We start from the raw sequence: 14,363 nt of genomic DNA on the forward strand, positions 1-14,363 counted from the left end.
AAGCTGATGTCGAGACCATTGCGAGCGGCGCTGCTCGGCGCCGGAGATGTTGCCCGCCTGCACGCGGACGCGCTGGCTGCGATGGACGGGGTGGCCCTGGTGTCCGCCGCCGACACCGCCGATCCGAGTGCGTTCTGCGACCGACACGGGATCCCCGGCCGGTACACGTCGCTGGAGGAGATGCTGCGCGTCGAGCGGCCCGATGTGGTGCACCTCTGCACACCCCCGGGCGGCCACGCCGGTCAGGCGATCTCCTGTTTCGCGGCCGGCGCACACGTCATCGCCGAGAAGCCCGCAGCGCTCTCGCTGGTGGAGGTCGACGCGATGATCGACGCCGGCCGACGAGCGGACCGGAAGCTCGCCATCGTCTTCCAGCAACGGACCGGCACCGCGGCGGCCCACGTCCGCGAACTGCTGCGATCCGGTCGGCTCGGCCGGCCGATGGTCGCGAACTGCCAGACCCTCTGGTACCGCGACCAGGCCTATTTCGACGTGCCTTGGCGCGGAACCTTCGCCACCGAAGGCGGCGGCACCACGCTGGGCCACAGCATCCACCAGATCGACCTGCTCGGCTACCTGCTCGGCGACTGGAGGTCCGCGTCGGCCCGGATGTGGCGACGCGGACGGGAGACTGAGACCGAGGACACCGTCACTGGGACCCTGCTCTTCGACGACGGCGTGGTGGCCTCGGTGCTGGGGACCGTCCTGGCCCCCCGACAGGTCAGCGCGATCCGGATCGACACCGACGTCGCCACGGTTGAGCTCGAGCATCTCTATGGCCACGGGCACGCCAACTGGCGGATCACCCCGTTGCCCGGCCATGCGCCCGACCCGGCCTGGGCCTGGCCCCGGGATGAAGTCCCCAGCGGCCACGACGACTACCTCCGCCAGATCTATGCGTCACTGCTCTCCGGGAGCGACCTTCCCGATATCGCCTCCGGCCCGCGGCGCTCGATGGAGATCGTGTCGGCGATGTACGCCTCGGCCCGGCGGAACGGGGCCGAGGTGACCGCAGCCGAGCTGGCCGCCGAGCCGGAGCTGCGCGGGCCGCTGTTCGTGGTGCCGCGCGAGCTGCGGGACATGGCCCGATGACCGGCGAGCCCCGCCTCGTCCTGGCCGACGACGTGACCGTCATCGCGAACGGGCTCCACCTCGCCCGGTGCGTGATCGAGCCGACGCCGGCCTTCGAGTCTCCCCGCCCGTACTGGCATCCGCTGCGCACGCTGCACGGTGCGGTGGTCAGCGACCACCGGCCACCGGACCACTCCTGGCACTGGGGGCTGTCGCTGGCGGTCGCCAACATCCGGGTGAACGCCCTCGACGAGGAGGTGAACCTCTGGGGCGGCGTCACCTGGGTCACCGGCGACGGCTACCGGCAACTGAACAACAACGGCAGCGAGCGTCACGACGGCTGGCGGACGTCCGCCGGCGGTGCCACCGAAGACCTCACCTGGTGCACGGCGGGCGGCCAGGAGTTCCTCGCCGAGACCCGGGCGCACCGGCTGGTCGCGGTCCGGACCGGTTGGGCGCTCCGGGTGACGAGCACCTGGCGCAATCTCACCGACGACGTCATCGTCTTCGGCAGCCCGACCACCGCCGGCCGGCCGAACGCCGGCTACGGCGGGTTCTTCCTGCGCGGCAGCGAGGCGCTGCGCGGTGCACGGGTCGAACTGGACGGATCTCCGATCGACGCCGACGCGGCGATGGGGGAACGAGGCATGGCGATGTCGCTACTCGCACCGGGCGGCCTCCGAGTCACCATGCGATCCCTGCCGGGCAATCCGGTGGAGCCGACGCCGTGGTTCGTCCGCACCGACCCGGTGGTGATGCTGTGTGCCGCGCCGTTCTTCCACACCCAGTGGACCTTGTCGGCCGGCCAGCAGGTCACCTGGGTCTGGGAGCTGCAGATCGAGGACTGAACGGGTCGAGACGGCAGAGGGCGTCGGTGGCTGCGCCCACCGACGCCCTCTGCTGCGTCCGTGCCCCCATCAGGGAGCCATGCCGACCGGACGCCTTCCGTCGGCCGCCGCTCAGCGCTGGGCCAGGTAGGATCCATGGGCCAAGTGGGGCGAGACCGTCTCCCCGAAGGTCGTCGCCGTACGGTGGACGACGGTGGCCGGATCGTCGGCCCAGACCTCCTCGTTGAAGATCTCCACTTCAACGTCACCGGCATACCCGGCGGCCTCCACCGCGGTGGTGAACGCGGCGAAGTCGATCACGCCCTCCCCGGGGTAGTGCCGGGCGAGCAGGACGTCGGCCGGCAGCGGTGTCCTCCAGTCACAGACCTGATAGCTGGCGATCCTGCCCTCCCGCCCTGCCCGGGCGATCTGGTCCAGGACGTCGGGATCCCACCAGAGGTGGAAGGTGTCGACGGTGACCGCCACCACCGACGGCTCGAAGTCGGCGGCGAGGTCCAGCGCCTGTCCCAGAGTGGAGACCACCGCGCGATCGGAGCAGTACATCGGATGCAGCGGCTCGATCGCCAGGGTCACCCCCGCCGCGGCGGCCACCGGAACCAACTCCTCGAGGGCCTCACGGACCAGGCGACGGGCGCCGACCAGATCGCGCGAACCGGCGGGCAGCCCGCCCGCGACGAGCACCAGCACCGCCGTCGAGCCAGGGGCGCCGGCGGCCGCCAGGGTCGCGGTCTCCTCGATCGCGCGACGATTGTCGTCCAGGGCGGCCCGCCGCTCCGCCCCCTCGGGCAGGGTGAAGAAGCCACCACGGCACAGGGTGCTGAACCGCAGGCCGGAGTCCTCCAGCCGCCGGGCGGCGCGGGCGAGGCCGATCGCCTGCACCGGCTCCCGCCACAGGCCGATGGCCGCTACCCCTGCCGACGCGGTGACCTCGAGAGCGGTGGACAGGTCGGCGTGCTTGAGGGTGGCGGTATTGATCGACAACCGCGGATCCACGTCCATGTCCGTACGCCCGTCAGGCGAGGTCGAGCGCGGGCAGGACGACCTTGCGGCCCTCCCGGTGCGACTCGAGCGCCGCCTCGGCCAACTGCACGCCCCGAGCGCCCGCCAGCAGGTCGAACGGGTAGGGCGTCCCGTCGGCGTACGAGACCAAGTACTCCTCCCACTGCTGCTTGAAGCCGTTGTCGAACAGGTCGTTGCTCGGCATCTCGAGCCAGTCCCCGGCGTAGGTGTGCTCGTCGGCCAGATCGGGGTTCCACACCGGCTTCGGGGTCGCGGTCCGCGGCTGGAGCTTCGCGCCGAACAGGCCGACGACGGCCGAGCCGTGGGTCCCGTCGACCTGGAACTCGACCAGTTCGTCCCGGTTGACCCGCACGGTCCAACTCGAGTTGATCTGGGCCACCACACCCCCGGCCAGCTCGAACACGCCGTACGCGGCGTCCTCGGCGGTGGCCGCGTACGGCTCGCCCTGCTCGTCCCAGCGCTGCGGGATGTGTACGGCAGCCTGGGCATAGACGGACTCGACGCGGCCGAACAGGTTCTCCAGCACGTAGCTCCAGTGCGGGAACATATCGGTGATGATGCCGCCGCCGTCCTCGGTGCGGTAGTTCCAGCTCGGTCGCTGCGCCTGCTGCCAGTCGCCCTCGAACACCCAGTAGCCGAACTCTCCACGCACGCTGAGGATCCGGCCGAAGAAGCCGGAGTCGATCAGCCGACGCAGCTTCTGCAGGCCGGGCAGGTACAGCTTGTCGTGCACCACGCCGGTCTTCACCCCGGCAGCGGCCGCCAGCCGGGCCAGTTCGAGCGCCTCGGGGAGGCTCTCCGCGGTGGGCTTCTCGGTGTAGATCGCCTTGCCGGCGGCGATGGCCTTGCGGATCGCGGCGGCGCGGGCCTTGGTGACCAGGAAGTCGGCGTAGATCTCCCAGCGCGGATCCGCCAGCACCGCGTCCAGGTCGGTGGAGTAGTCCGCGATCCCGTGCCGGTCCGCCAGCTCGGCGAGCTTGGCCTCGCTGCGCCCGACCAGGATCGGGCGGACAGTGATCCGGGACCCATCGGGCCGCTCGAGGCCGCCCTGGTCGCGGATCGCCAGGATCGATCGAACAAGGTGCTGCCGGTAGCCCATGCGCCCCGAGGCACCGTTCAGGATGATGCCGATCTCGCGGGTGCCGGACGCGGGCGCGTCGGCCACTGCAGGATCGGTGATTGTTGTCGCCACTGACATGATTCACCTTTCATTGGTAAGCGCTTTCCCCCCACTATGACACAGACCGCGGCGACACGCAAAGGTCAACGGGGCACTCAGACGAGCACCAGCACGGCCCGCTGCTCGGCGATCTGCCACCCCCAACTCGGCGTTTCACCACCCGCAACTCGGCGATCTGCCACCGTCTCACCGAAAACGACAAGCGCCGCCGGGCGCTCGGCCCGACGGCGCTCGACCGCAGATCAGAACAGCTCGGTCGGTACGTCGAAAGCGACCACCACGCGGTGCAGGTCCTCATCGCTCAGCCCCTCGGCGAGGCCGCCCATGCACCGGTTGCGGTACTCGTACATCGCGCCGGCCTCGGCGTACTCCACCTTGTCGACGGCCGCCAGCGGCGAGTCGTCGGAGCGCACCATGATCCCGTGCTTGGACCACAGCACGATCTGGTGGGCGCGCAAGCCTGCGATGTTGTTCTCCATCAGCTCCTGGCTGCCCGGCACCATGAAGTCCAGCACGCCGATGCCGGCGGGCAGCTGGACGATGGTCTCCGGCTCCCAGCGCAGGACCGCCTTGTTGAACGCCGCGGTGGAGCGCAACGCGGCGACGTGGGACAGGCTGACCAGGTACGGCGGCTGGGCGTGGACCAGAGCCTGGAACTCCACCCCGCGCGCGGCGATCTGGTCGGCGTGGACCGCGAGATGGGAGTTGAGCTCGGAGGTCGGCCGGGCGTACGTACGGTCGTCGCCGTAGTGCAGGATGCCGGTCGTCCCGCCGGGCTGCACGGTGATCGCGGCGACGGTCGCGGTCGGGGCGTCCGCGACATCGCGCAGCCGGCTGCCGGAGCCGGTCACCAGCACGGTCCGGCCGGCCAGGGTCGGCACCGTCCAGGGCAGTTCGAGGGGCTCGGTGTGCGGGAAGAGTTCGTCGAGCTCGACCGGGGCGGCCGTGCAGACGGAGATGTTGCCGGCACCGGCCTCGCAGGCGCCCATCTGGTCGAGGCGCCGACCGGCCGCCCCCATGGAGGCCAAGAGTTCCTGGACGGTGGTGGGAGTGGACATGTGATGACTTCCTTCGGGTCGATGGACAGGGGGTCGATGGACAGGGGGTCGATGTACAGGGGGTCGAGGTCGTGGAGGTCGTTCAGGTGCGCGGGACGCGGCCGTCGGCGGTGTGCCAGGGATGCGCCGCGCACGGCTCGTACCGCACCGTCGGGAACGAGCGCCGGATCACTGCGCGCAGCGCGGTCAGGTCCTGCGGGGCGGCGCCGATGGCGCGCAACTGGATCAGCATGTTGCCGAGCCCGGTCCCCTCCGCGGGCCCCGCCTCCACCGGCCGGCCGGTGGCATCGGCAGTGAGCTGGCACAGCAGCGCGTTCTGCGAGCCGCCACCCACCAGGTGTACCGTACGGATCTCCTTGCCCGACAGGCGGGTGGCGTCATCCAGGGCCCGGGCGTACGCCAGGGCGAGCGAGTCGGTGACGCAGCGGAGGTGCTCCCCCCGACTGCGTGGCACCGGTTCGCCGGCCTCCCGGCACATCTCGGCGATCCGCAGCGGCATCTCGCCGGGGGCGAGCAGCCGGGCGTCGTTCATGTCGATCAGGCTGCGCAGCGGTTCCGCGCCGGCGGCCTCCGGCACCAGGGTGTCCCAGCCGAGGTCGGTCTGGCCCAGGTAGCGCCAGTAGTTGATGCACTCGGTCATCACCCACAGGCCCATCACGTTCCGGAGGTAACGTACGGTGCCGTCCACCCCGAGTTCGTTGGTGAAGTTGGCCAGCCGGCTCTCCTCGGTGCGCAGCGGCGCATCGAGTTCCACGCCGACCAGCGACCACGTGCCGCAGGAGATGTAGCCGAACGCGTCGTCCGCTGCCGGCACCGCGACCACCGCCGACGCGGTGTCGTGGCTGCCCACCGCGACCAGCGGGGTCGGCGCCCCGGCCGGCGTCGCCAGCGCCAGCTGGGGGACGTCGACCGGAGCCAGCAGGGTGCCGGGCTCGACCAGGTCGGGCAGCAGCGCTGTCGCGTCGATCCCCCAGCCGTCGTCCAAGGCGGCGAGGATCCCGGCCGACCAGGTCCGCGCCGCCACGTCCAGCAGCCCGGTGGTGGAGGCGTGGGTGACCTCGGCGACCTCCCGCCCGGTCAGCCAGAAGCCGAGCAGGTCGGGCAGCAGGAGCAGCCGATCGGCCAGGCCGAGGGAGGCCTGAGTCCGATCCGCGATCAGCTGGAACATGGTGTTGAACGGCTGCACCTGCAGCCCGTTCACCGCGTAGAGCCGGTCGGCGGGGAACCGCTCGAAGAACCGCTCCGGCACGCCGTCGGTCCGCGAGGAGCGGTAGCTGGTCGGGTTGCCCAGCAGATGCCCGGTGCGGTCCAGCAGCCCGTAGTCCACTCCCCAGGTGTCGATGCCGACGGCGTCGACCGGCCCGCGCCGGCCGGCGACCCGCAGGCCCTGCTGGATGCCCTGCCACAGTGCCAGCACATCCCACTGGAGATCGGCGCCCCCGGCACGGGTGCGCACCCGGACGGCTCCGTTGGGGAAACGTGCCGCCTCCTCGATCGCCAGCCGACCGTCCCGGTAGTGGCCGGTCAGGACGCGACCGCTGGTGGCACCCAGGTCGACGGCTGCCACGGTGGTCGGGGGCGCTGTGGTCGGGGGCACTGTGGTCATCGCGTCACTCCTCGCTGTCTGGTGTCCGGACCGACTGTCCTCGAGCGGCGCCGCTCAGGCGCCCCAGCCGGCCTGCTGGCCGCCGACCCGTTCGGCGGCGATGGTGTCCAGGTAGCCGGACGCCAGGAAGGCGCCCATCGGGTCGGGATCCAGTCCCTTCGACTCCCGCAGCTCGGCGAGCAGGGGGCGTACGTCGGTGTTGTACGCGTCCAGCAGCACGGCGTTGCCCCCCAGCACGTCGCAGCTGCGCTGCGCCTCGGCCAGCGCGTCCCGGTCGACCAGCAAGGCCTTGGCGGTGGCCTCCTGCACATTGAGGATGGAGCGGATCTCGCCGGGGATCTTCGCCTCCAGGTTGTGACACTGGTCGAGCACGAAGGCGACACCCGAGTCGGGAGCCAGCGCCCCGGCGCTGACGATCTCGTTCATGATCCGGAACAGCTGGAACGGGTCGGCAGCGCCCACGATGAGGTCGTCGTCGGCGTAGAACCGGGAGTTGAAGTCGAACGCCCCCAGCCGGCCCTGGCGGAGCAGCTGGACGACGATGAACTCGATGTTGGTGCCCGGCGCATGGTGGCCGGTGTCCAGGACGACCTGTGCCCGCTCACCGAGGTCGAGGCAGTGCAGCAGGCTGGTGCCCCAGTCCGGGACATCGGTGTGGTAAAACGCCGGCTCGAAGAACTTGTACTCCAGCAACAGCCGCTGGTCGGGCGCCAGTGCCGCGTAGATCTCGTGCAGGCCCTCGGCGAGCCGCTCCTGGCGGTCGCGGATCGAGTCCTGGCCCGGGTAGTTGGTGCCGTCGGCGAGCCAGATCTTCAGGTCGCGGGAGCCGGTGGCGGACATGATCTCGATGCAGTGCTTGTGCGCGTCGACGGCCTTGCGGCGGACCTTGGGGTCGGGGCTGCACAGCGAGCCGTACTTGTAGTCCTCGTCCTGGAAGACGTTGGAGTTGATCGCGCCCAGCGTCATCCCGAGATCGGCGGCGTGCCGCTTCAGGTCAGCGTAGTCGTCGACCTCGTCCCACGGGATGTGCAGCGAGACCCGGCTGGCGGCGCCGGTGTACTTCTGCACCTGCGCGGCGTCGGCGAGCTTCTCGTACGGATCCCGCGGGGTGCCCGGGGTGGCGAAGACGCGGAAGCGGGTGCCCGAGTTGCCGAACGCCCAGGACGGCAGTTCGATGTCCTGCGTCTCGAGCAGGGAGCGGGCCTCCCGGGTGAGGGAGGCCAGGGTCGGGGTGGTCATGGTGTCGGTCCTTTCCGGAACCGGGCGACCTCGTGGGGCGCCGATCGTTGGATGTCGGGGTGGGTACCGGGGCGTGGGACGTACGCCCCGGCGGAGCTCGGGCAGATGCTCAGGGCAGGAAGAAGTACTGGGACAGGATCCGGTCGGTGCCCCCGTCGGGTTGCTGGAAGTACTGGGCCATCTCGGCCTGCCAGCGGGTGTTCACCGCCGTGGCGGCCATCGCTCGACGGGCCGCGTCGGCGTCGTCGGATTCGAAGTAGCCGACCACCAGACCGGTGTCCGGGTCGACGAACAGCGAGTAGTCGTGCCAGCCGCAGGCCGACAGGGCCTGGAGCATCTCCGACCAGACCCGCTGATGGATCTCGAGGTAGTCGGCGAGCTTGTCCGGACGGACGCGCAGCAGGAAGCAGCTGCGACGCGGCGACCGGGCCGCGGTGGTGTCGAGCAGGTGGCGCACCCTGGCGGCCTCGGCGGCGGTGCCGTCGGCGGTGGTGCTGGCGCTGGCGGCGGTGGCGCTGGCGGCGGTCACTTCGCGGCCACCGATCCGGCCGAGACCGCTGCCGCGGCGGCCTGCGCCGAGACCGGCTCGCCGTAGCGTTCCAGCTCGATCTGCTCCAGGGTCTTGCCCTGCGTCCGCGGCGTGAAGACGGTGCCGATCAGCAGGTTGGCGACCAGGAAGCCGATCAGGATCAGGCCGTCGATGAGCAGGCCGTTGGTGCCCTTGAGGATCACCGGGAAGATCAGCGAGATCAGGCCACTGGCGAGCCGTACGGTGAAGAAGACGATGCCCTGGGCGCCGGCGCGGTACGGGGTGGCGAAGAGTTCGGGCGACCAGACGGCGTAGAACGCCTGAGCCGACGGGCCGGCGCTGAGACCCCAGACGATGACGTACGCGAACGCCGTGAAGGCGGCCGTCGGGGAGCCGAACACCAGCACCACCCAGGACACCACGGCGAGGGCGGCGCCGAGGAAGAAGTGCCACCGGTAGGGCACCTTGTCGACCAGCGCCATGAAGACGATCGTGGCGATGATGACCACGCCCCACGACAGCATGGAGAACAGGTCGGAGGCCAGCGTGCTGTAGCCCATCGAGTTGAGGATCGTCGGCAGGAAGATGCCGTTCTGGCTGGCGGCGAGGTTCCAGAAGGTGTATATCGCGGCGAGGAACAGCAGTGCGGTGATGTTGGCCTTGCGGGTGAACAGGCCGCGGAACGAGGCGAACATCGACGGCGCCTTGGCGGTGGCGCCGCCCTTGGCGTCGGTCCACTTCTGCGACTCCTCCAGCCCCTGTCGGATGTACCAGGTGACCAGCGCGATGACGACCAGGTGGGCGAAGACGATCCGCGAACCCAGCAGGCCCAGCGGGGCGAGGGCTGCGGCGAGGCCGAAGCCGATGAACGGGCCGAACGACCAGGCCAGCTGGGTCATCGACACATGTCGACCTCGTTGCGAGGTGGGGGCGAACTCGGCGATGTAGGTCCAGCCGGCGGGGACGCTGGCGCCCACGGCGAGGCCGATGATCACGAAGCCGACGAACAGCATGGGCAGGTTCGCCGCGAAGGTGACGATCAGGCCGCCCAGCGCGTAGAGCAGCAGGTCGTAGGTGTAGATGAACTTCCGGCCGTACTTGTCGCACAGCGGGCCGCCGATCAGTGCGCCGATGGCGGCGCCGAAGGCGTTGGAACTGAAGGCCGCCAGCAGACCGGCGATCCGGCCGTTGTCGCCGGGGAAGTAGGCGGCGCCCCAGAATCCCAGGGACGTGGCGATGGCGATGATGGAACCCGAGTCGATGTAGTTCGACATCGAGACCGCGACGGTGGCTTTCCACCCCGTGATCGGTCGGGGTTTCACACTCATGAGAGCCTCCTTGCTCTGTGGTGTCGTCGGGGGGTGTGAGGCTGCGGGGCCGCCGGGCTCCGCTGAGGATTCGCAGTCCTCGATTGACTCACACACGATCCGCGCGGCCCAGGACGCCTCGAGTCGTACGCATCGAATCGTCCAGGCGGTTGAATCGTTTCAGACAGTCGTTACGGTAATATGAATCGATTCAATGCGCAAGGCCGTACGACCGCCTCAGGGGTGTCCGGAGATGTGTCTCCGGACACCCTCGGATCCCCTGCCGAGTAGGCTCAGGGGAACCCATCCGACGGGTGATCGCCAGGTCCTGCACCCGTTCCGACCGGAGGTGCACACCGTGACCCGTCGCCCGAACATCCGGGACGTGGCCGAGACTGCGGGGGTTTCGGTGGGGACGGTCTCCCACGCCCTCAACCATCCCGAGCGCGTCTCGCCCACCACGCTCGACCGCATCACCCAGGCGATCGACGACCTCGGATTCGTTCGCAATGCCACCGCTCGCCAGCTGCGCCGCGGATCCTCCCCCACCGTCGGGGTGATCGTCACCGAGATCTCCAACCCGTTCTTCGTCGAGGCGGCCGAGGCGATGGAGCGCCGGATCCGCGACGAGGAATGCCTGATGATGCTGGCGAGCACGCACGGCGACCCGACCACCGAGGCCCGACTGCTGCGGCACTACCAGGAGCAGAACGTCCGCGGCGTCCTGCTCACCCCGGTCGACGACGATATCTCCGCCGCAGAGGAACTGGTCGCCGCCGGGATCCCGGTCGTCCTGTTCGACGACCGCCACGGTTCGGACCTGGTCTCCTCGGTCGCCTCCGACGACGTCGACGGAGCCGCCTCGGCGGTCGGTCACCTGCTGGACCTGGGCCATCGCCGCATCGGCTTTCTCAACGGGCCGCCGGAGATCCACCAAGCCCGCGACCGACTGACCGGGGCCCGCGAGGCGTACGTCCGGCGCGGCCTCGACCCCGACCGGGACGGCCTGCAGGTCGTCCACCTACCGCGGTTCGACGCCGACGCCGGCGCCGCCGGGACGGCCCGGCTGCTGCGGTCCGGCGGTGAGCCGTGCACCGCCGTCTTCTGCGCCAACGACCTGATGGCGGTCGGCGCCTACCGGATGCTGGCGCAACACGATGTCGCCGTGCCCGAGCAGATGTCCGTGGTGGGCTACGACGACATCACGCTCGCGGCCCAACTGAACGTCCCGCTCACCACCGTCCGCCAGCCGATGGACCGGATCGGCTGGACCGCAGCAGACCTGCTGTTCCGCGGCGAGGATCGGACCACCCATCTGCTGTTCCAGCCCGAGTTGGTCATCCGGACCAGCACGGCGGCCGTGCGGGGGCAGTGAGCACAGCCGTGTCGCGGTGTCGGGGGCGTACGACGCATTGCCGCGACTCCTCAGCGCCCTGCCTCTCAATGCCGCGACTCCTCAGTGCCGCGACTCCTCAATGCCGTGGCGTCCTGATCGGCTGGCCACCCTCCACGACGCGCCGCCGCCGGCTGATCGTCTCGAAGATCGCCATCACGATGGCGACCGCACCGACGGCCCAGGCCGAGATGGCCAGCGCATTGAGACCGGCGAAGCCGCCGATCCACGGCGACGCGATGATGAAGGCGCCCGCCAGCGCCACCATCCCCTCGGCGAACGCCGACGCCCGCTCCCGGAACTCCGACCACGCACCGAACACGATCAGCACGACCCCGAACGGCACCAACCAGATCGCCCGCGGCTGCTGTGTCTGCAGCCACAGCGGGGAGAGGACCAGATACAGACCGGCGAGGATGCTCAGCCAGTCTTCCCAATGACGCCGCGCCACCGCCCCCCAGGGGACGTGCACGGCCGGATGTGCACTCATGATGAACCCTCCCTGTGGTCCCACAGGGGCGTCGCGAGGGACCGCGGCGACCCTCGTAGAGTTCATCTCAGTCTACTCGGCGGAGCTTTGCGCCGACCCTCCACGTCACCGGCCGCGCAGCACCGCGGGTCTGGTCAGAGGACGCCACCTCCGGCACCCTGAGGGCATGGGCGAGCTCGAGGTCACCGTCATCGGCGCCGGCGAACCGGTCCTGATCATCCCGACGGCGGTCAACCCGTACGAACTGACTCCGCTGGCACAGCTGATCGCCGCCACCGGGCCTTACCAGGTGGTCGAATATCGCCGGCGCGGCTCCGGCACGAGCGGTCCGGCGGACCGGCCGGGCACCATCGGCGGGGAGGTGGTCGACGCCGCGGCACTGCTGGCATCTCTCGGGCTGGTCCGCGCCCATGTCGTCGGCGCGTCCTACAGCGCCGCCATCGCACTGCAGCTGGCCGTCGGCCGTCCCGACCTGGTCCACACGCTGGTGGTCCACGAACCGCCGCCGACCTTCGTGCCCTCCGCGGCCGAGTTCCGCGAGGCCTGCCGGACACTGCTCAGCGACCGGGCGGAGTACGGCGCCCGGGCGGCGATGGAGCGTTTCGAGTCCAGGCTGGACGGGCCGACCTGGCGTACGGACCTCGAACAGCTCGCCCCCGGCTCGGTCGCGGCGATCGACCGGGAGGCCGACCTGTTCTTCGGCCATGACCTTCCAGCGCTGCTGTCCTGGCGGTTCGACGCCGAACAGGCCGGCAGGATCCGCTGCCCGCTGCTGTCCCTGGGCGGCACCGCGAGCGGCCCATGGTTCGCCGAGGTCCACGCCGTCCTCGCCCGGTGGCTGCCGCACGCCCGCACCGTGGTGCTCCGCGACGCCGACCATTCGATGACCGTACGCCGCGCCGCGGAGGTGGCCGAGCTGGTCACGACATTCCTCGCCGAGCACCCGATGCCCTGATCGGTCGGCGACCCGTCCGCCGAGGGACCCGCGACTCGATTTGCGTCGCCCTTATGGGATGTATAACGTTCCGTGTCGTAGAGAGACCCCACCCTCCGACATGACACCGCGTCCGATGAACCACTGACCGGTTCCGGAAATCGTGAGAGGAATGCCCCGTCATGACCGACCAGGTCGTCCGTGCCCACCGAGCGTCACACCGCCTTCCGCGGTGGCGAATGTGGCCGGTCCCCTGTTCGACGACCGGATGATCCTCAGCTGTTGATCTGATTCCGCTGCCCGTCGATGTCGTCGTACGGGTCGCGTGTCCACGACCACGGCGACCGACGTCGATCCGACGTGTGACGGAAGGTCGCCCCGTCGAGCCTCCTTTTTCGTCGACCTGTCGTCGACGTTCCCTCATTCCTTTGCACGCCTGATTCTCCTCACGCCCATTCGATTCCCATTGGTCGACGGCGACCTCGTTCGTCGACCCCGCGAGAAGGAATTTCCCCGATGTCAGATCCAGACAGCGCACCCGACTCCCCCAGCATTTCCGGACCCGCGCCGGGCACCCCCGGCCCGGCCGGCGATGGCCCGACCGTTCTGCCGTCCGGCGCCGTCCTCGACACCTCAGCCCCGGCGGAACACCGTGCCCCGCGAACGGTGAGCCGGCGCAGCTTCGTCACCGGGATCGCCGCCGGCGCCCTCGGTGGGCTCATCATCGGCGGCGGTGTCGGGGCGGCGATCGGCCGCACCGCCCGGGGCGCCACCACGGCGGCGAATCGGCCACTGAGCATCATCTTCGGCGGCGACGTCTGCGACGCCCCCGCCATCGTCGCGAAGGAGAAGGGCTTCTTCGCCGAGGCGGGCCTCGACGTCACCCTGCATCGTACGGTCGGGGACGAGGACATCAAGGCGGCCGTCGGCTCCGGCCAGTACGACGCTTCCTCGGGCATCTTCTACTCCTGGTTGAAGCCCATCGAACAGGGCCAGAACGTCAAGTTCGTCGCCGGCCTGCACAGCGGCTGCCTGCGGCTGATCGTGCCCACCTCGGCGGGCATCACCGATCCGGCCCAGCTCAAGGGCAGGACCATCGGCATCCCGAGCCTCGCCTCGAGCGCCACCATGTTCTTCTCGATGGACCTGCTGGACGCCGGCATCAACCCGCTGCCCGAGGCCAAGCAGGTGAACTGGAAGGTGCTCGACTCCTCCGTGCTCGCCGACGCCCTCAAGCGGGGTCAGGTCGACGCCATCGCGACCTCCGACCCGATCGCCTACCTGCCGGTGCTGGACGGGTACGGCACCGAACTGGCGAGCAACATGACCGGCATGAACGCGCAGGCCTACTGCTGCTGCACCGCGCTCAACGGCGACCTCGTGGCCAAGGAGACGCCGCTGGCCCGCAAGCTGATCGAAGCCTGGGCCCGCGGGTCGCGCTACGTGGCCGGCCACGAGGCGGAGGTCGCAGCCCTCGAGGTGGACAAGAAATACGTGGCCGGCGACCCCGCGACCATCGAGGCGCTGCTGAAGACGTACGTCTGGGAGCCGTCGGTGACACATCTCAAGGCGGCCTTGCTGCCGGGCATCGAGAAGTTCAAGAAGACCGGCTTCCTCGACGCGACGGCCGATCCGCAGAAGCTCGCCGACCAGGCCTTCACCACCCTCGGCATCACCTGGTGAGGACA

Annotated in this window: 13 protein-coding genes; 5 read left to right on the plus strand and 8 right to left on the minus strand. The window is 70.0% G+C overall.

Annotated features, from left to right (window positions below; translation table 11 throughout):
* Window positions 1–6 precede the first annotated feature (6 nt).
* On the plus strand, window positions 7–1,092 hold the full coding sequence (locus R0146_RS03335; protein WP_317691442.1) for a Gfo/Idh/MocA family protein: 1,086 nt from the start codon (window positions 7–9) through the stop codon (window positions 1,090–1,092).
* Window positions 1,089–1,919, plus strand: a complete 831-nt coding sequence (locus R0146_RS03340; RefSeq protein ID WP_317691443.1) for a DUF6807 family protein — start codon at window positions 1,089–1,091, stop codon at window positions 1,917–1,919. Before R0146_RS03335 ends, R0146_RS03340 begins: the two co-directional genes overlap by 4 nt.
* A 111-nt stretch (window positions 1,920–2,030) precedes the next feature.
* On the opposite strand, the gene R0146_RS03345 is transcribed toward R0146_RS03340, so the two are convergent.
* The 7 genes from R0146_RS03345 to R0146_RS03375 form a co-directional block, all read right to left on the minus strand.
* On the minus strand, window positions 2,031–2,900 hold the full coding sequence (locus tag R0146_RS03345) for a sugar phosphate isomerase/epimerase family protein (RefSeq protein WP_317691444.1): 870 nt from the start codon (window positions 2,898–2,900) through the stop codon (window positions 2,031–2,033).
* Window positions 2,901–2,931: 31 nt separating this feature from the next.
* Window positions 2,932–4,137, minus strand: a complete 1,206-nt coding sequence (locus tag R0146_RS03350; protein WP_317691445.1) for a Gfo/Idh/MocA family protein — start codon at window positions 4,135–4,137, stop codon at window positions 2,932–2,934.
* Between the two features lie 224 nt (window positions 4,138–4,361).
* Window positions 4,362–5,177 carry a class II aldolase/adducin family protein gene (locus tag R0146_RS03355; protein ID WP_317691446.1) on the minus strand — a complete coding sequence of 272 codons (816 nt, stop codon included), beginning with the start codon at window positions 5,175–5,177 and terminating at the stop codon, window positions 4,362–4,364.
* A gap of 82 nt (window positions 5,178–5,259) precedes the next feature.
* Window positions 5,260–6,783 (minus strand): rhamnulokinase, encoded by a 1,524-nt coding sequence (locus R0146_RS03360; protein ID WP_317691447.1) that lies wholly within the window; start codon window positions 6,781–6,783, stop codon window positions 5,260–5,262.
* 54 nt (window positions 6,784–6,837) lie between these two features.
* Window positions 6,838–8,022 carry an L-rhamnose isomerase gene (gene rhaI, locus R0146_RS03365; RefSeq protein ID WP_317691448.1) on the minus strand — a complete coding sequence of 395 codons (1,185 nt, stop codon included), beginning with the start codon at window positions 8,020–8,022 and terminating at the stop codon, window positions 6,838–6,840.
* Window positions 8,023–8,131: 109 nt separating this feature from the next.
* Complete coding sequence (locus R0146_RS03370) at window positions 8,132–8,551, minus strand: L-rhamnose mutarotase (RefSeq protein ID WP_317691449.1); 420 nt, start codon at window positions 8,549–8,551, stop codon at window positions 8,132–8,134.
* Window positions 8,548–9,879, minus strand: a complete 1,332-nt coding sequence (locus tag R0146_RS03375; RefSeq protein WP_317691450.1) for an MFS transporter — start codon at window positions 9,877–9,879, stop codon at window positions 8,548–8,550. The genes R0146_RS03370 and R0146_RS03375 overlap by 4 nt, the downstream gene beginning before the upstream one ends.
* 337 nt (window positions 9,880–10,216) lie before the next feature.
* On the opposite strand from R0146_RS03375, the gene R0146_RS03380 reads away from it, so the two are divergent.
* On the plus strand, window positions 10,217–11,233 hold the full coding sequence (locus tag R0146_RS03380) for a LacI family DNA-binding transcriptional regulator (RefSeq protein ID WP_317691451.1): 1,017 nt from the start codon (window positions 10,217–10,219) through the stop codon (window positions 11,231–11,233).
* Between the two features lie 97 nt (window positions 11,234–11,330).
* Here R0146_RS03380 and R0146_RS03385 read toward each other — a convergent pair whose 3' ends face one another.
* On the minus strand, window positions 11,331–11,741 hold the full coding sequence (locus tag R0146_RS03385) for an SPW repeat protein (RefSeq protein WP_317691452.1): 411 nt from the start codon (window positions 11,739–11,741) through the stop codon (window positions 11,331–11,333).
* A 166-nt stretch (window positions 11,742–11,907) separates the two neighbouring features.
* Here R0146_RS03385 and R0146_RS03390 point away from each other — a divergent pair, with 166 nt between their 5' ends.
* Together R0146_RS03390 and R0146_RS03395 are read left to right on the plus strand one after the other, a co-directional pair.
* Entirely contained in the window at window positions 11,908–12,696 is a 789-nt protein-coding gene (locus R0146_RS03390) for an alpha/beta fold hydrolase (RefSeq protein WP_317691453.1), read from the plus strand.
* A gap of 495 nt (window positions 12,697–13,191) precedes the next feature.
* A complete protein-coding gene (locus R0146_RS03395) occupies window positions 13,192–14,358 on the plus strand; it encodes an ABC transporter substrate-binding protein (protein WP_317691454.1) in 1,167 nt (388 codons plus the stop codon).
* The last annotated feature ends 5 nt before the right edge of the window (window positions 14,359–14,363 follow it).

The sequence above is a fragment of the Raineyella sp. LH-20 genome (assembly GCF_033110965.1).
Classification (GTDB): domain Bacteria; phylum Actinomycetota; class Actinomycetes; order Propionibacteriales; family Propionibacteriaceae; genus Raineyella.

Coding starts and splice junctions, on each gene's coding strand:
- R0146_RS03335 (WP_317691442.1), top strand. CDS start 7: ATGTCGAGACCATTGCGAGCGGCGCTGCTCGGCGCCGGAGATGTTGCC.
- R0146_RS03340 (WP_317691443.1), top strand. CDS start 1,089: ATGACCGGCGAGCCCCGCCTCGTCCTGGCCGACGACGTGACCGTCATC.
- R0146_RS03350 (WP_317691445.1), bottom strand. CDS start 4,137: ATGTCAGTGGCGACAACAATCACCGATCCTGCAGTGGCCGACGCGCCC.
- R0146_RS03355 (WP_317691446.1), bottom strand. CDS start 5,177: ATGTCCACTCCCACCACCGTCCAGGAACTCTTGGCCTCCATGGGGGCG.
- R0146_RS03360 (WP_317691447.1), bottom strand. CDS start 6,783: ATGACCACAGTGCCCCCGACCACAGCGCCCCCGACCACCGTGGCAGCC.
- rhaI (WP_317691448.1), bottom strand. CDS start 8,022: ATGACCACCCCGACCCTGGCCTCCCTCACCCGGGAGGCCCGCTCCCTG.
- R0146_RS03375 (WP_317691450.1), bottom strand. CDS start 9,879: ATGAGTGTGAAACCCCGACCGATCACGGGGTGGAAAGCCACCGTCGCG.
- R0146_RS03385 (WP_317691452.1), bottom strand. CDS start 11,741: ATGAGTGCACATCCGGCCGTGCACGTCCCCTGGGGGGCGGTGGCGCGG.
- R0146_RS03390 (WP_317691453.1), top strand. CDS start 11,908: ATGGGCGAGCTCGAGGTCACCGTCATCGGCGCCGGCGAACCGGTCCTG.
- R0146_RS03395 (WP_317691454.1), top strand. CDS start 13,192: ATGTCAGATCCAGACAGCGCACCCGACTCCCCCAGCATTTCCGGACCC.